The 16,502-nt window shown below is 67.0% G+C and carries 15 protein-coding genes; 3 read left to right on the forward strand and 12 right to left on the reverse strand.

The features are described from left to right. Window positions 1-3: 3 nt before the first annotated feature. From moaA to RS901_RS27275, 9 genes are all read right to left on the reverse strand, one after another. Complete coding sequence (moaA, locus tag RS901_RS27235; RefSeq protein WP_410054226.1) at window positions 4-1,104, reverse strand: GTP 3',8-cyclase MoaA; 1,101 nt, start codon at window positions 1,102-1,104, stop codon at window positions 4-6. A gap of 147 nt (window positions 1,105-1,251) precedes the next feature. After that, on the reverse strand, window positions 1,252-2,076 hold the full coding sequence (locus RS901_RS27240) for an HlyD family secretion protein (protein WP_316157246.1): 825 nt from the start codon (window positions 2,074-2,076) through the stop codon (window positions 1,252-1,254). Beyond that, entirely contained in the window at window positions 2,073-2,285 is a 213-nt protein-coding gene (locus RS901_RS27245; RefSeq protein WP_018313632.1) for a DUF1656 domain-containing protein, read from the reverse strand. The genes RS901_RS27240 and RS901_RS27245 overlap by 4 nt, the downstream gene beginning before the upstream one ends. Then, complete coding sequence (locus RS901_RS27250) at window positions 2,272-4,362, reverse strand: FUSC family protein (protein WP_425476461.1); 2,091 nt, start codon at window positions 4,360-4,362, stop codon at window positions 2,272-2,274. Before RS901_RS27250 ends, RS901_RS27245 begins: the two co-directional genes overlap by 14 nt. Before the next feature lie 4 nt (window positions 4,363-4,366). Beyond that, on the reverse strand, window positions 4,367-4,504 hold the full coding sequence (locus tag RS901_RS27255; protein WP_084187397.1) for a DUF2474 family protein: 138 nt from the start codon (window positions 4,502-4,504) through the stop codon (window positions 4,367-4,369). Next, window positions 4,504-5,511 (reverse strand): cytochrome d ubiquinol oxidase subunit II, encoded by a 1,008-nt coding sequence (cydB, locus tag RS901_RS27260; protein WP_316157248.1) that lies wholly within the window; start codon window positions 5,509-5,511, stop codon window positions 4,504-4,506. Before cydB ends, RS901_RS27255 begins: the two co-directional genes overlap by 1 nt. Window positions 5,512-5,524: 13 nt before the next feature. After that, window positions 5,525-6,964 carry a cytochrome ubiquinol oxidase subunit I gene (locus RS901_RS27265; RefSeq protein WP_316157249.1) on the reverse strand — a complete coding sequence of 480 codons (1,440 nt, stop codon included), beginning with the start codon at window positions 6,962-6,964 and terminating at the stop codon, window positions 5,525-5,527. Window positions 6,965-7,219: 255 nt separating this feature from the next. Further along, entirely contained in the window at window positions 7,220-7,342 is a 123-nt protein-coding gene (locus RS901_RS27270; RefSeq protein ID WP_010809255.1) for an MFS transporter small subunit, read from the reverse strand. 43 nt (window positions 7,343-7,385) lie between these two features. After that, on the reverse strand, window positions 7,386-8,816 hold the full coding sequence (locus RS901_RS27275; protein WP_316157250.1) for an L-lactate MFS transporter: 1,431 nt from the start codon (window positions 8,814-8,816) through the stop codon (window positions 7,386-7,388). A 298-nt stretch (window positions 8,817-9,114) separates the two neighbouring features. On the opposite strand from RS901_RS27275, the gene RS901_RS27280 reads away from it, so the two are divergent. Then, window positions 9,115-10,518: a sigma-54 dependent transcriptional regulator gene (locus RS901_RS27280; protein ID WP_316157251.1), complete on the forward strand. Its 1,404-nt coding sequence runs from the start codon at window positions 9,115-9,117 to the stop codon at window positions 10,516-10,518. Next, on the forward strand, window positions 10,491-12,554 hold the full coding sequence (locus RS901_RS27285; protein WP_316157252.1) for a sensor histidine kinase: 2,064 nt from the start codon (window positions 10,491-10,493) through the stop codon (window positions 12,552-12,554). The genes RS901_RS27280 and RS901_RS27285 overlap by 28 nt, the downstream gene beginning before the upstream one ends. A 32-nt stretch (window positions 12,555-12,586) precedes the next feature. On the opposite strand, the gene RS901_RS27290 is transcribed toward RS901_RS27285, so the two are convergent. The 3 genes from RS901_RS27290 to RS901_RS27300 all read right to left on the reverse strand — a co-directional run bounded on the left by RS901_RS27290 (window position 12,587) and on the right by RS901_RS27300 (window position 15,348). Then, window positions 12,587-13,381 (reverse strand): alpha/beta fold hydrolase, encoded by a 795-nt coding sequence (locus tag RS901_RS27290; protein WP_316157253.1) that lies wholly within the window; start codon window positions 13,379-13,381, stop codon window positions 12,587-12,589. 97 nt (window positions 13,382-13,478) lie between these two features. Then, complete coding sequence (locus tag RS901_RS27295) at window positions 13,479-14,984, reverse strand: DASS family sodium-coupled anion symporter (RefSeq protein WP_316157254.1); 1,506 nt, start codon at window positions 14,982-14,984, stop codon at window positions 13,479-13,481. Continuing rightward, a complete protein-coding gene (locus tag RS901_RS27300) occupies window positions 14,944-15,348 on the reverse strand; it encodes a hypothetical protein (RefSeq protein WP_316157255.1) in 405 nt (134 codons plus the stop codon). The genes RS901_RS27295 and RS901_RS27300 overlap by 41 nt, the downstream gene beginning before the upstream one ends. Before the next feature lie 89 nt (window positions 15,349-15,437). Between RS901_RS27300 and RS901_RS27305 the strand changes: the two genes are divergently transcribed. Further along, window positions 15,438-16,490 (forward strand): transposase, encoded by a 1,053-nt coding sequence (locus RS901_RS27305; protein WP_316157256.1) that lies wholly within the window; start codon window positions 15,438-15,440, stop codon window positions 16,488-16,490. Window positions 16,491-16,502 lie beyond the last annotated feature (12 nt).

Below are 16,502 nucleotides of genomic sequence, written 5' to 3' on the forward strand. Positions count from 1 at the left end.
GGCTCAGCCTCCGACCAGCGACATGCGCACCGTCGGGTACTGCCGCTTGCCGCTGGCCAGCCGGGCCGCGCGCAGCTCTGAGTAGCGGTCGCCGCGGGCCTGCCACGCTTGCCGGACCGCGTCCGCCACGGCTTCATCCGGGTGGGCGGTGCCCAGGTGCTGGCGCAGGTCGACGGAACTGGTGGCGAACAGGCACAGGTGCAGCCGGCCGTCGACCGAAACGCGTGCGCGGGTGCAATCGCCGCAGAATGGGTGCGAAACGCTGGAGATAAAGCCCAGCTTCAGGCTGCCGTCGGCCAGCAGGTAGTTGCAGGCGGTTTCGCCGTCGCGCCGGGTGACCGGCAGCAGCGCATGCGCGCGTTCGACCATGCCTCGGATCTCGTCGGACGGGACGACGCGCGACTGTGACCAGCCGCTCGGGCCTTCCACATCCATATATTCGATAAAGCGCAGCGTGACGTCGCTGCCGCGGAAGTGTTCGACCAGCGGCAGCACCTGACCGTCGTTGGTGCCGCGCTCGACCACGCAGTTGACCTTGACTGGCGCCAGGCCCGCCGCGATGGCCGCGTCGATGCCCTCCAGCACGCGGCCGACCGGGAAATCCACATCGTTCATGGCGCGGAAGATGCCATCGTCCAGGCTGTCGAGGCTGACCGTGACCCGGCCCAGGCCCGTGTCGCGCAGCGAACGCGCCTTGCGCGCCAGCAGGCTGCCGTTGGTAGTCATGGCCACTTCCACCTGCCGGCCGTCCAGGGTACGCATGGCGGCAATGCGTTCGACCAGCGACTCGATGCCCTTGCGCAGCAGCGGCTCGCCGCCGGTCAGGCGCACCTTCTCAACGCCCAGGCTGACAAAGGCGCGCACGATGCGCAGCAGCTCCGCATCGGACAGGCGCTGCTCAGGCGACAGGAACGGATAGTCGCGCCCGAAGCGCTCCTTGGGCATGCAGTAAGTGCAGCGGAAGTTGCACTGGTCGATCACCGAGAGGCGCAGGTCGCGCAGCGGGCGGCCCAGCTGGTCCCGGCAGGCGGGTGATGCGTGGTCCGGCTCGGGCGCCTCAGAACTGCGGGCGGCGGGCATTTCTTGCACAAGCGCTGCTTGCATGGCGATTCTCCCGGGGGCAATGGGGTAGGGCATGGCGCATGCCATGCCGTCCATGGTAGGGACCGATGGCAGCCCGGCAGGCGCACAAATCGGCAGGCGCGGAAGCAGAACAGTTCCGGCGGGGCCGGTGCGGCTGCATTGGGCGCCTCATTCGCGCGGCGCCCGGATGCGCACCGTCGCGGTCTGGCCGGCGATAAGGTGGGTCCCGGCCGGCACCTGGTCCAGCGCGATGCGCACCGGTATGCGCTGCGCCAGGCGCACCCAGTTGAAGGTCGGGTTGACGCTGGGGAGCATGTTCGGCCCGATGGCGCGGTCCTGGTCTTCGATGCCGGGCGCGATGCTCTGCACATGTCCGCGCAAGGGGGTGCGCTGGCCCATGATGTGCACTTCGGCGGCGCTGCCGACGCGGATCGCGGGCAGCTTGGTTTCTTCGAAATAGCCCTCCACGTACTGCGAGCCGCTGGCCACCACCGACAGGGCCGGCTTGCCGCGGGTGGCAAAGTCGCCGGCGCGCGGCAGGCGGTCGCTGACATGGCCGTCGACCGGGCTGGTCACGCGGCAGCGGGCCAGGTTCAGCCTGGCCACGTCCACCGCGGCATCGGCTTCGTCGATGCGCGCTTGCGCGGCGGCCACGGTGGCCGCGTTCGACGCCTGGCGCCGGCCCAGTGCCAGCGCGGCGCGTGCCGAAGCGGCCTCGGCCTGCGCTTGTTTCAGGGCCAGGCTGAAGCGGTCCTGGTCCACCACGAACAGGACCTGGCCGCGTTGCACCCGGGCGTTGTCGCCGACGAGCACGGCCGTGACCAGGCCGGAGACATCGGGCGCGACCTGGATCACTTCTGCGCGCACATGGCCGTCGCGGGTCCAGGGCGCCTCGGTGTAGTACTGCCACAAATGCCAGGCGGTCAGCGCCGCGGCGACCACGGCCGCCAAGGTCACCGCAACGGGGCCGAGCAGCGAAAGCTTGCGAATCATGATGGGGCCTGCCAGACGAGCGCGACGATCGCGCCCAGTACGAGGATATAGAGCGAGAAATTGAACAAGGACCGGTGCCAGACGATGCGGTAGAAGCCGATCCGGGCGAGCACGGCGCGCACGCCGGCGGTGACGGCGAAGGCGGCCAGCATCCACACCACGGTGGCCGGCACGAACACGCCGTACAGGTCGAACTCAGTGGCGTGCATGGGCCTCTCCTGCATGCGGGTACAGGGCCAGATGCAGGGTGGCCAGCGCCGCCAGCGCGGTGCGCGGGCTGCCATGCGCCGGCGTGGCCAGCGCCGCGAAGGCCGCGTCGATGTGCGCGGCCAGCGCCGGAGCGGGCGGGCTGGCATGGCCGGTGCGCGCGCACTGGCGGTAGTGGCGTGCGACCCCTGCCAGCACGCGCTCCACGGCACGGCGGCGCGGCGCGGGCACGCCAGCCGGCGCGCGCCGCAGCGCGAGCGCGGCGGATTCGACCAGGAAGTCGGCAACGGCGCTGCCGGCCTGCTTGCCGCTGGCATGGTTGCCGCGGGTCAGCGGCGGCCACTGGCGCAGCAGCCGGTCCAGCATGCGGCCGCGCAGCCGCGCGCTGTTGACCGGCGCGCGCGGGTGCGCCGCCAGCGCGATCTCGTTCCAGTTGGCCCTGGCCAGCCGGTAGGCCACCAGCTGCTGCCCGAAGGGCTGCATCAGGACCGCCCACAAGGCCGCGAACACCAGCGCCGCCAGGCTTGCCAGGCTGCTGTTGAAGATGCCGGCGAAACTGGCGGCGCTCAGGTGCTGCGGGCCCGGGAACGACGCCGCGGTGACCGCCAGCAACACGCCGAACAGCGCATTGCGCGGCTGCGTCGTCATGGCGCCGATGACCAGGTAGGGGCCGAACAGCAGGGCGGCAAGCGAGCCAAAGTCATGCGCCAGCTGCAGCACCACGAACTGGTAATACCAGGACAGCAAGGCACAGCCGATGCTCCACGCGATCACCCGGCCGGCCATCAGCCGCGGCTCCGCGGTGGTGGCGATAAAGCAGCTGGCGAGCGCGGCCAGCCCGACCGGGCCGGCGCCGTCGATCCAGCCCGACACCATCCACAGCAGGCCCGCGACGAAGGTGGCCGAGCCGGCGGTAGCGCCGCGGAACAACAGCTGCGCGTGATCATGGTGCCGGGCCTGCCCGGCGGGTTCCACGCGGTACCGCAGCGCGGTGGGCTCGCTCCCGCCCTGGCGCAGGCTGGCCTGCAGCAGGCGGCTGTCCTGCCAGAGATCGCCCAGTTCATCCAGATAGGTGCAGGTCGCTGCGACCAGCCGTGCATGCCAGTCCGAGGGTGCGGCCGGCGTGGTGCCTGCCGGGTACCAGGAAGGCGGGGGCCGGGACGCGCCGGCGTCGCCGGCGATCCAGGCCAGCGTGGCGCGCATGCGCTGCGCGACGGCGTCAGGCATGCCCGCCGGATGCCGGCGCAAGGCGCTGGCGGCATCGGCCAGCGCGAGCACCAGCGGCAGCAGGGCCGTCATGCGCTGGTGCAGGGCACGTGCGCGCCGCAGGGTCAGGGCGCCGTCGGCTTCATAGGTCAGCTGGGCCAGCTGGGTTTCCATTGCCAGGATATCGGCGGCCAGCAGGCTGAAGCTGTCATGGCGCTGGCCTGCGCTGGCACCGGCGGCCAGCACGTCGGTGATCCAGCGCGAGGCATGGTCCAGCCACGCCGACGCGCGCGCGGCCAGCGCCGGCGTGGTGCGCGAGGGAAAGACCACCGCACTGACCACGCTGGCGCAGACGATGCCGATGATGATTTCCTCGATGCGGGTGAGGGCCACGTCAAAGACGGTGGCCGGGTTGGTGACCGTCGGCAGCGCCACGATCGGCAGCGTATAGGCGGCCAGCAGGCAGATGTAGTTGCGCGGCGCCGGTTCCAGCAAGGACAGGTAGAGCAGGGTGCCGGTCCAGCACGCGATCGCGGCCATCAGCAGCACGGGCTCGTCGACCAGCCAAGGCACCAGCGCCACCGCGCACACGGCGCCCAGCAGCGTGCCGAAGACGCGGTAGGTGCCCTTGGCATAGGTGGCGCCGGCCAGCGGGCTGGACACCAGGTAGACAGTGGCCATGGCCCAGTAGGGCCGCGGCAGCCCGAGGGCCAGCGCCACGTAGAGCGCCAGCATCGCCGCGCCGAACACCTTCAGCGAATGCAGCCACGGTGCAAAGTCGGCGCGTCGCGCCCAGGCTGCCGCCAGCGTCTCGAACACGCTGGCGGTGCGCGCGGGCAGCGCGGGACGGGAGAGCGGGCCTGAGGACGGCATGGCTTCAGTTGGCAAGCCCGGCTGCGCGCATCAGCAGCTTCATCAGGCTGGCGCAGACGAAGACCGTGCCGACGCCCGCCAGCCACAGGGCCAGCAGCCAGCCCAGGCGCGCCGCCAGCCGCGAATGCAGGATCCTGGCCATCAGTGGTAGCCCTCCCCGCGCTTGACCTTGCCGCGGAACACGTAATAGGACCAGGAGGTGTAGGCCAGGATGATCGGCACGATAAACAGGGTGCCGACCAGCGCGAAGCCCTGGCTTTGCGGGGGCGACGACGCATCGAAGATCGAGATCGACGGCGGGATGATATTGGGCCAGATGCTGATGGCAAGCCCGGTATAGCCCATGAAGATCATCAGCAGCGCGTACAGGAACGGCGACACGTTCGGGTGGCTGCGCAGGGACCGGTAGATGCCGAAGGCCGAGAACAGCACCAGCAGCGGCACCGGCAGGAAGAAGAACAGGTTGGGCAGCGCGAACCAGCGTTGCGCGATCTCCGGATGGGTCATCGGCGTCCACACGCTCACCGCGGCGACCATTGCCAGCATCACCCCGGTCAGCACGTTGGTCACGCGCAGCATGGTCCATTGCAGGCGGCCCTCGGTCTTCATGATGAGCCAGGTGACCCCGAGGAAGGCATAGGTGATCACTACGCCCACGCCGCAGAAGATCGGGAACGGCGCCAGCCAGTCGAGCGTGCCGCCGGTGAAGGTGGTGCCTTCCATGGTGATGCCGTCGATATAGGCGCCCAGCGTCACGCCCTGGAAGAAGGCCGCGACCACCGATCCCCACGTGAACGCGGCATCCCAGTAAGGGCGGCTGCGGTCGCTGGCCTTGAAGCGGAATTCAAAGGCCACGCCGCGGAAGATCAGCCCCATCAGCATGAACATCAGCGGCAGGTAGAAGGCGCTGAGCAGCACCGAGTAGGCCAGCGGGAAGGCACCCAGCAGCGCCGCGCCGCCCAGCACCAGCCAGGTTTCGTTGCCGTCCCAGACCGGCGCCACGGTGTTCATCATGACGTCGCGGTCATGACGGTCGCCGACGAAGGGGAAGAGAATGCCGATGCCGAGATCGAATCCGTCCATGATGACGTACATCATCACGCCGAAGAAGATCAGGGCGGCCCAGATAACGGGAAGGTTGATACCCATGTTGATCACCTGTTCAGGATTCGCGCTGGCCGTGCGGGGCCATCGGGTTGGGTGTGGAAGCCGCGGCGATGGCGGCGGGAACGACGCTGCCGGGGCCGTAGGACGGCTCGTCGTGCGGGTGCGCGTCGGGGGCGGGGCCGGCGCTGGCCAGCTTGAGCATGTAGCGGATGCCCACGCCGAAGCAGACGAAGTAGATCACCACGAACAGCGCCAGAGACAGCGCCACCGGGCCGGCGGCATGCGCGGAAACGGCATCATGGGTACGCAGCAGTCCATAGACCACCCACGGCTGGCGGCCGATCTCGGTGGTCATCCAGCCGGCCAGCAGCGCGACCAGGCCGGCGGGGCCCATCACCACCGCGAGGCGCAGGAAGGCCTTGGACCGGTACAGGGCGCCATTGCGGCGCAGCACCCATCCCAGCAGGCCGAACAGGATCATCGCCACGCCCAGGCCAACCATGACGCGGAAGGTGAAGAACAGCACCGTGGCATTGGGGCGGTCTTCCCTGGGGAAGTCCTTCAGGCCGCGGATCTGGCCGTCAAGGCTGTGCGTGAGGATCAGGCTGCCCAGGCGCGGAATCTCGATGGCGTAGCGGGTTTCCTCGCGTTCCATGTCGGGGATGCCGAAGACGATCAGCGGGAAGCCGCCCTTGTCATCCCTGGCGGCGGTGTTCCAGTGCCCCTCCATCGCCGCGATCTTGGCAGGCTGGTGCTCGAGCGTGTTCAGGCCGTGGGCGTCGCCCACCACCGCCTGGATCGGCGCCGCGATCAGCACCATCCACAGCGCCATCGACAGCATCTTGCGGGCGGCGGGCACGGCGCGGTCATGCAGCAGCTGCCAGGCCGAGGACGCCGCCACGAACAGTGCCGTGGACAGCAGCGCGGCGATCACCATGTGCGTCAGGCGGTAGGGGAACGACGGGTTGAAGATCACCTCGAGCCAGTCGGTCGGCACCACCTTGCCGGCAACGACGACGTAGCCGGCCGGCGTATGCATCCAGCTGTTGGATGCCAGGATCCAGGTGGAGGAAATCATGGTGCCGAGCGCCACCATCACCGTGGCAAAGAAATGCAGCCCCGGCCCGACGCGGTTCCAGCCGAACAGCATCACGCCAAGGAAGCCCGCTTCCAGGAAGAAGGCGGTCAGCACCTCATAGGTCAGCAGCGGTCCGGTGACGCTCCCCGCGAATTGCGAGAAGCCAGACCAGTTGGTGCCGAACTCATAGGCCATGACCAGGCCGGAAACGACCCCCATGCCGAAGTTCAACGCGAAGATCTTGATCCAGAACTGGTACAGGGTCCTGTACACCGTGTCCTTGGTGTAGAGCCAGCGTGCTTCCAGGAACGCCAGGAAACATGCCAGCCCGATCGTGATGGCGGGAAATAAGATGTGGAAGGAAACCGTGAATCCGAACTGGATTCGAGCGAGTTCCAGGGCTGTGAGTCCGTGCATCGATGTGCTCTCCGTGGGGTTGCCGCCGGCACGACGGCGTGTCGCGCGACACTACGGACAAGCGTAAGGACGACAGCCTGCCCGCGAAGGGTACAGTTCTTGCGGAACCGCTAAAGCTCAGTTCGCCGAGCCGGAAGAAGCGCTCGCCAGGCGCCGCAAAGCAAATACAGATAGCGCCATCGCGCGGGATCACAGTCACGGATGGACCCCGCTGCATTGACGGATCGTGATGCAGCGGACGGCCAGGGCGAGCGCTCAGCTGAACAGCTTCATGGCCTTCCCGAGGGTCGACCAGATGCCCGCGCCCAGCGGGATCAGCACATAGGCCCAGAACGCGAGCAGCAGCAGCGTCTTGCCGAAAGTTCGGTCGTCTTGCACGGTGGTGTCTCCTGTGTATTGGTATCGGAAGCTGGGGTGGCGCTCAGGCTGGGCTGGTGGCTTCGCGCAGGTGGTGGCGCTCATGCACCGGCCGGATCAGCAGGTTGCAGACGAACCCCGCCACCAGCAGGCCGGCCATGATGTGCAGGGTGTCGACATAGACCTCTGACCTGGGCACGCCCATGGCCAGCTTGTGCTCGCGGATGTAGTTGACCAGCGCCGGTCCGGCAATGCCGGCGGCGGCCCAGGCGGTCAGCAGCCGGCCATGGATGCCGCCGACGTAGGCCGTGCCGAACATGTCGGCCAGGTAGGCGGGAATGGTGCTGAAGCCGCCGCCATACATGGTCAGGATCAGGAAGTAGCAGGCCACGAACAGGGCCACGTTGCCGGACGCGCCGACGGCCGGCACCGCCATGTACAGCGCGGCGCCGAAGGCGAAGAAGATGGCATAGGTGATCTTGCGGCCGAAGTAGTCGCTGGCGGAGCTCCACAGGAAGCGCCCGGTCATGTTGCCGATGCTGAGCAGGCCGACGAAGCCGGCGGCTGCCGCCGCAGTGATGCTGCCCTTGAAGGTGTCCTGGATCATCACCGCAGCCTGGCCCAGCACGCCGATGCCGGCGGTGATGTTCAGGAACAGGATCACCCACAGCAGGTAGAACTGCGGCGTCTTCAGTGCCTGGTCGATGTGCACGTGGGCGTGCGTGACCATCTTGCGGGCCGTGGTGGTGGGAACGTAGCCCGGGGGCGCCCAGCCCGGGGCCGGGATGCGGATGGCCAGCGCGCCGATCGACATCGAGATGAAGTAGACCAGGCCCATCACCAGGAAGGTCTGTGCCACGCCCGCGCTGGTCGCGCTCTTGAAGGTGTTCATCAGCGCGACCGACAACGGCGCGCCAATCATCGCGCCGCCGCCGAAGCCCATGATCGCCATGCCGGTGGCCATGCCGCGGCGGTCGGGGAACCAGCGGATCAGCGTGGACACCGGCGACACGTAGCCCAGCCCCAGCCCGATCCCGCCCAGCACGCCGTAGCCCAGGTACAGCAGCCAGATCTGGTGCAGCCAGATGCCCAGCGCCGACACCAGGAAGCCGCCGCCGAAGCAGCACGCGGCCGTGAACATGGTGCGCCGCGGCCCGACCTTCTCCAGCCACTTGCCGGCAAACGCCGCGGAGATGCCGAGGAAGAAGATCGCCAGCGAGAACACCCAGCCCAGCGTGGTCAGTTGCCAGTCGCCCGGCGCGGACTGCGTGACGCCGAGGATCCGTGTCAGCGGCTCGTTGAAGACCGAGAACGCATAGGCCTGGCCGATGCACAGGTGCACCGCCAGCGCGGCGGGCGGCACCATCCAGCGGTTGAAGCCGGGGCGGGCGATGATGGCCTCCTTGGAGAAGGCCGACGGGCGTGACGCTGGCCGGGACGGCGACGCGTGTTGGGACTTCTGCGAGGGCGTTTGCGCTTGCGCGGGGTATGACATGAAGTTGTCTCCTACCTGGAAGTGGCAGCCTCTTCTTGCGCGAGATGCGATGGGCTGGAGTGCGTGGTTCAGCAAAAGCCATGCCCATGGCGGATTCCGTTTGCCGTCAATGGCTTGCCGCGCGCTGACCGGGCCGTCCGGCGCAGCCGTGGACAAAATGTCCTGGCGGCGGCCCCGCGCGCGGGCCAAACTGTCCATCCGTGGCCGCGGTTTGCGGGGCTGGCTCGGTTTACCCCCAATACAGGCGGATAGCGCACTGTCGCTAGACTCTTCCCTTGCCCCCGCAATCCCTAAAGTGATGAACGAAAGACAAAGCAACGCCGCTGAAACCGACAACTGGCAGCGCCGCACGATCCTGGTGGTGGACGACGAGGCCGGCATGCGTTCGTTCCTGTCGCGCGCGCTCGAAGGCAAGGTGGGCAGCGTGGTGACGGCCGACAGCGCCGAAGCGGGTGCCGCGCTGCTGGAGCAACGGCATTTCGACCTGATCCTGCTAGACGTGGCGCTGCCCGGTATCAGCGGGGTGGAGTGGCTCAAGGCACTGCGCGCGGCCGGCAACCCCGCCGATGTGATCCTGATGACGGCCTTCGCCGACATGGACACAGCGATTGCCGCGCTGCGCTCGGGCGCGGCGGACTTCATCGTCAAGCCGTTCCGCGTCGACCAGATGCTCAATGCCATCCGGCGCTGCTTCGACCGGACCCGGCTCGCGCGTGAGAACTACCTGCTGCGCCGCGAGCTGGACAAGTACACCATCCACAAGCACTTCATCGGCGAGTCCGAAGCCATGAAGAAGGTGATGGCGCTGGTGGCACGGGTGGCACCGATGCCATCGACGGTACTGGTGACGGGCGAGTCCGGCACCGGCAAGGAAGTGGTGGCGCGCGAGCTGCACCGCCTGAGCGGACGGCAGGGCCAGTTCGTGCCGCTGAACTGCGGCGCGATGGCGCCCGAGATCATCGAAAGCGAATTGTTCGGCCACGCCAAGGGTGCCTTCACCGGCGCGGCGGGCGGGCGCCATGGCCTGTTTCTCTATGCCGACGGCGGCACGCTGTTCCTCGACGAGATCTCGGAGCTGCCGCTGGCAATGCAGGCCAAGCTGTTGCGGGTGATCGAGGACCGGCGCATCCGGCCGCTCGGTACCGAGCGCGAGATTGCCGTGGACGTGCGCATCGTCGCGGCCTGCAACCGCAACCTGGCCAACGAGGTCGCCGCCGGGCGCTTCCGCCAGGACCTGTACTACCGGCTCGACGTCGTGTCCGTCGCCATCCCGCCGTTGCGCACGCGGCCGGAAGACATCGTGCCGCTGGCCGAGCATTTCTCGGAGCAGCTGTCGGCCCAGCTCGGACTGCCCGCGGTGCCGCTCTCGCCCTCATTGGTCCGGGTGCTCAAGGGCTACGACTGGCCAGGCAATGCGCGTGAACTGCGCAACCTGGTGGAGCGGGCGCTGATCCTTGGCGAATACCCGGTCGAGCTGCTGGCGCACCAGGCCGATCCGGCTCAGGCCAACCTGCCGGAAGCGGAGCACGACAATGCAGCCATGCCGGCCGACGACGGCACGCTGCTGGAGTCGGTGGAGCGGCGGCACATCCTCCAGGTGCTGGCGGCCGAGGGCGGCAACCGGGTGGAAGCGGCGCGCCGGCTTGGCATCTCGCGCCGCACGCTGGACCGCAAATGCCTGCAGTGGGGCCTGCGTCCTTGAGCCCGGCCGCGCTGCTGCGCCGCTATCGCGCCTCGCTGCGGGCCAAGCTTGTGTCGATCGTGGTCGCGCCCCTGCTGGTGGCGCTGCTGGCGCTGCTGCTGATCATGGGGTTGTGGGGCAATCGCGCGTTCCAGGCCTTGCTGGCCTACAAGGTCAACAGCGACCTGCTGGTCGCCCACGAGTACTTCGAGCATATGGTGGGCGGCGTGGAAGACCGGGTCCTGCAGGAGGCGCGTTCACATGCGCTGGTGGCCGGGCTTGGCCGCGCCAACGCCATGCCCGCCATCCTGGCCGACGCGCGGCGCACGCACGGGCTGGATTTCCTGCAACTGCTGGATCCGCAAGGGCGGCTGCTTGCCGCTGCGCCCGCTGGCGCAAGGGCAGACCCCGCCGCCTGGCGCATAGTCAGCAGCGCCGCGGCCGGCCGCGCGGCGGCCGCCACCGACGCCTGGTCCGCGGCCCAGCTGGCAGCCGTGTCCGCCGAGCTTGCCCGGCGCGCACAGGTGGTGCTGCGGCCTACCGCCAATGCGGTGCCGACCGACAAGACCCTGGAAACCCGCGGCATGGTGGTGCACGCGGCGGCGCCGGTGTTCGATCAAGCCGGCACACTGGTGGCGATCCTGCACGGCGGCACCCTGCTGAACAACAACCTCGGCTTTATCGACACCATCAACGCGCTGGTCTACCAGCCCGAGTCATTGCCCCGCGGCAGCCAGGGCACGGCGACCCTGTTCCTGGACGACACACGCATCGCCACCAACGTGCGGCTGTTCCATGGCGAGCGCGCGCTGGGCACGCGGGTTTCGCGCGAGGTACGCGACAAGGTGCTGCTGCGCGGCGAGAAATGGCTGGACCTGGCCTTCGTGGTCAACGACTGGTACATGAGCGCCTATGAGCCGATCGCGGACAGCCGCGGCCAGCGCATCGGCATGCTGTACGTGGGCTACCTGGCCAAGCCGATCAGCCAGGCCAAAGACCTGGCGCTGGGCGTGCTGGTGGGCCTGTTCCTGCTGCTGGGAGTGGCCGGCGCGCTCTTTTCCCTGCTGTGGGCCAGGCGCGTGTTTGCGCCGATGGCGCGCATGGTCGGCACCATGCGCGCGCTCCAGGCCGGCAACACCGGGGCACGCGTAGGCCCGGTGGGCAGCGAAGACGAGCTGGGCCAGCTTGCCGGCCAGTTCGACCAGCTGCTGTCTGACCTGCAGCAGCGCAACGCCCAGCTCAAGGACTGGGCGGACTCGCTCGATCGCAAGGTGGCCGAACGCACCCGCGAGCTGGAAGAATCCAACGCCGTCCTGCGGGCGGCCCGGCAGCAGCTGATCACGTCGGAAAAGCTCGCCGTGGCGGGACAGCTCACCGCCGGCGTGGCCCATGAGGTCAACAACCCGATTGCCGTGATCCAGGGCAATCTGGACGTTGCGCGCGAGATCCTGGGCCCGGCCGCGGAGCCGGTGCGCCATGAGCTGCGGCTGATCGACGAGCAGGTCCGGCGCATCCAGCAGCTGACCAACCGGCTGCTGCAGTTTGTCCGGCCAGAGGCCTACGCCGGCAATATGGAGCGCCTGGATGTGGGTGAAGTGGCGGCTGGCTGCGTCGACCTGGCCCAGCACATGCTGAAGGGCGCGTCGATCCGGGTCGAGCTGGACTGCCTGGCCACGCGGCAGGTGCGCATCAGCCGCAGCGAGTTGCAGCAGGTGGTGGTCAACCTGCTGACCAATGCCATCCACGCCATGCCCGAGGGCGGCACGCTCACGCTGCGCACGCGCGACCGGGAAGGGCAGGGCGTGACGCTGCACATCCGCGACACCGGCCACGGCATCCGGGAAGAGGACCTGCCCAACCTGTTCAATCCTTTCTTCACGACCAAGAAGCAGATGGGGACGGGCCTCGGGCTATCCATCAGCTATGCGCTGGTGGAGCGCTACGGCGGCCGCATTACCGTGGAGAGCGCGGTGGGACAGGGCGCCGAGTTCATTGTCTGGCTGCGCGAGGACGGGGCGGCTCCGGCGCAGGCAGAGGCGGGCGGCGGCGAGCCATGACATCGCATGTTGGCGCCGTGCCCTCGAACCGATCATCGTTCGTGCCTGGCAATGAAGGCTTCCACAGTGTCGTGCAGGAGTACGGGCTTCTCCAGGAAGATGAAGTGGCCACCGTCCAGGGTGGCAAACTCCGCTCCCGGAATCCGCGCTGCAAGCTCCGCAGAGAAGTACGGCGGGGCGCAGAAGTCGCGCTGGCCCACCAGTACCAGCGTCGGTGTCGTGATCGACGGAAGATCGTCGAAGGCGTCGTGTCCTACGATCATGTCGATCCGGGCAAAGCCGATCTCCGGGTCGAACGTGCCGGCCGATGCGGCGTTCACCCACGCCTGCACCTGCTCCGGATGCTCGCGACTGAATTTCGGGTCGAACAGGAACAGTGCGTTCGCCTCGGTGGACGCGCGCAGGCCGGAATCGGTCAGCATGCGTCGCCGCATGTCGAACTGGCGGCGGTAGAACGCGTCCGCGCGAGCAATCGAAGAGACAATGGTCGCGCTGCGCAATCGTTCGCGGTGATGGATCGCCAGCAGCTGCGCGATGGCGCCTCCGGTCGAGGACCCGACCACATGGACCGGCCCACACCCGACTGCCTCGATGACGCGCGCCATGTCGCGCGCGTGTTGCGCAATCGTCATGTCGCGCGCGGTGTGCTCGGACTGACCGGTGCCGCGGTGATCCGGCACGATCACCTGGTGATGCGCGGCGAACAGGTCGACCTGTGGTCCCCAGGAGGCGCCCACTCCAGCAAGCCCCGCCAGGAGCAGCACGGGCGAACCCTGGCCCTTGACCTCGTAGTGGATCGAAACTCCGTCGGACTTTAAGGATGGCATTTTGCGTCTCCGGGTTCAGAGCGAGGCGAAGAAGCGGCCGAACGCGTCGACTTGGCGGGATCACGAGCGGATCATCGCGCGTCGTCCGGCTGCATGTTCACCAGAAGCCAAGCACCTTCCACCAGACGCTCCCGACCACGGCGAAGATCAGCAGCTCCACCACGCACATCACAAAACCGACGCGCCACCAGGTTCCCATCGTGACAAAGCCGCTGCCGAAGATGATCGGCGAGGTGCCCGTCGCATAGTGGGTCAGCGTCATCATGCTCGCCGAGCCGGCCGCCATAAGCAGCATGAACGGCACCACATACTCTGGCGGTATCAGCTGGACTCCGACTGTCAGGAAGGCGAGCATCATCGCACTGATGTGCGCGGTCGTGCTGGCGAACAGGTAGTGCGAGAACACGAAGACCGCCACCAGGACCGCGGCCGTGCCGCCCCAGCCAATGCCACTGGCCACGATCGCGTCGCTCATGCCCTTAGAGAACCACCCGATCACACCCTGCTTGTTCAGTTGCTCGGCCAGCATGATCAGCGCACCAAACCATATCAGCGTGTCCCAGGCGCTCTTCTCGGACAGCACGTCGTCCCAGTCGAGGGTGCCAGTGATGATCAGCACGAACAGGCCGACGAAGGCGACCACCGTCGGGTCCAGCGTGAGCGACGGACCGAACACCATCGCCGGAACGTTGGCCCATAGCAGCAGCAGCAGCGCGAAGGTGAATATCATGACCATTTCCTTCGGCGACACCGGACCCATCTTCGCCATTTCGGCGTGCGCATACTCCACCGCATTGGGTGTGGCCTTGAGCTGCGGCGGCGACAACACAAAGATCACCAGCGGCATCACCAGCATGCATAGCAGGCCGGGCAGCAACATGCACAGCGCCCAGCTCGTCCAGCTCAGATGCAGATTCTGATTGGTCGCCTTGGCGATGTAGTCCACCACCAGCGGGTTCGGGGCGGTGGCGGTCACGAACATCGCCGAGGAGATAGGGTTGGCGTGATAGTTGACCAGCGCCAGGTAGGTGCCGACCTTGCCCTCCGTGCCCTTGGCCGGGTCTGAGTCGAATGCGTTGGCGATCGACTTCATGATCGGATGCACGATGCCGCCGCCGCGCGCGGTATTGCTCGGTGTGAAGGGCGCCAGCACCAGCTCGCAGGTGGCCAGGCCATAGCCGATGCCTATCGTTCGTTTCCCCATCAGGGAGATGAACATCAGGCCGATACGGGTGCCCAGGCCGGTCTTCTTCACGCCGCGGGAGATCAGGATGGCCACCACGATCAGCCAGATCAACGGACTGTCGAAGGCGGTCAGCGCATCGGCGATCGCTCCCTTGGACGAGGTCGAGGTCACCTGCGACAACGAGAGGACCACGATGGCCATCATCGCCATCACCCCGATCGGCATGACCTTCAGGATGATCGCAACGATTGTGGTCAGGAAGATGGCAACCAGGCCCCAGGCCTTGGGCGTGAGCCCCTCTGGCACAGGCAGCAGCAGCAGGGTGATCAGCACCACCGTCGTGATCAGGGCGGGGCCCAGCCGGAACGGGACCACGCTATTGAAGTAGGGGAACGCCGCTTTCAGTTTGGTGAGCATCTTGCGATCCTTCCCAGAAGAGTTGATGGAGTTCCGGATGCAGACAGGGCAGCATCGCGGCGCCAAACACCAGCAGCATATTTCCGACAATGGAACCCACGATGGAGGCTTCCACTACCTGATGGAGGCCGGCACGCAATGCGACAAGTGCGATGATCAGTTCAGCCGCATTGCCGAATGTCGCATTGAGCAAGCCCCCGACCGCCTCGCCCATGCGCTCCGCGAGTTGCTCGGTGGCATGGCTCATCCGTCCGGCAAGCGGCAGGATGGCCAGGGAGGAAGCGATAAAGATCAGGAGGTGGTGATCGGAAGCAAGGAATTCCAGGGCGATTGCGATTGGAACAAAGATCAGAAGCAAATTCATCAGACTTGCTCCGAGAAACCCCGCCATTCATGGCGGGGAGTGAAAGGAGCGCCGCCGCGAGGCGGCATTCCCACGTTAGAATGTGCGGCATGATGCTTGTCTACCGCTACCGGGTGAAGTCGCTCAACGGCCTGCTTAACAAGCAGAGCCGAGCGGTGAACTACGTCTGGAACTTCTGCAATGACACGCAGAAGCATGCGCTCAAATGGGGTAAGAAGTGGCCGAGCGGGTTCGATTTGAACGTGCTGACCACCGGCAGCAGCAAGGAACTCGGCATCCATTCCGGCACGGTCAACGCGACGTGCGAGCAGTACGCAAAATCGCGCAGCCAGCATCGCCGTCCTTATCTGCGATACCGCGGCAGGAAATCCCTGGGATGGGTGCCGCTGAAGGGTCGCGAGCTGAAACGAGAGGGCGAGGCGTTTCGCTTTGCCGGGAATACCTTCCGTGGGTTCAACAGCCGCCTGTTGCCAGAAGGCAAGATCAAGGACGGCACGAACTTTGCGCAGGATGGGCGCGGGAACTGGTTTCTCAACGTCGTGATAGAGGTTGCCGATGTGCCAGCATGCCCGATTCAGGCTGGCGTCGGTATCGACCTTGGTTTGAAGGACTTCGCCACGCTCTCGACCGGCGAGAAACTTCCCAATGACCGGTTTGGCCGGCATGCCGCCGAAAGGCTGGCGAAGGCGCAGCGGGCGCGACAGCACAAGCGGCATATTGCCAAGCTGCATGCCAAGGTGGCGAATGCCCGCGCCGACTTCCAGCACAAGCTCGCGCTCGATCTGGTTCGACGCTTCGACTACATCGCAGTCGGCAACGTGTCGGCTGTGAAACTCGCCAAAACCAGTATGGCGAAGAGCGTCTACGACGCATCCTGGTCGTCCTTCCGGGACAAGCTCCGCTACAAAGCGATTGCGCACGGGGCCACGTTTGAGGAAGTGAACGAAAGCGGTTCTACCCAGTCCTGTTCGGCGTGTGGTTCGAAAGACAGCACGACGCGGCCGAAAGGTATCGCAGGACTGCGAATAAGGGAGTGGACCTGGAGTAGCTGTGGTGTCGTGCATGACCGTGATACCAATGCTGCGCTGAACATTCTCCGATGCGGACGTGCATCGCCAGCTGTGGGAATCCCCTGCCTTTAGGCAGAGGAGGAC

Origin of the sequence: Cupriavidus sp. BIC8F, assembly GCF_032465815.1 — a bacterium.
GTDB classification, from domain to species: Bacteria; Pseudomonadota; Gammaproteobacteria; order Burkholderiales; family Burkholderiaceae; genus Cupriavidus; species Cupriavidus necator.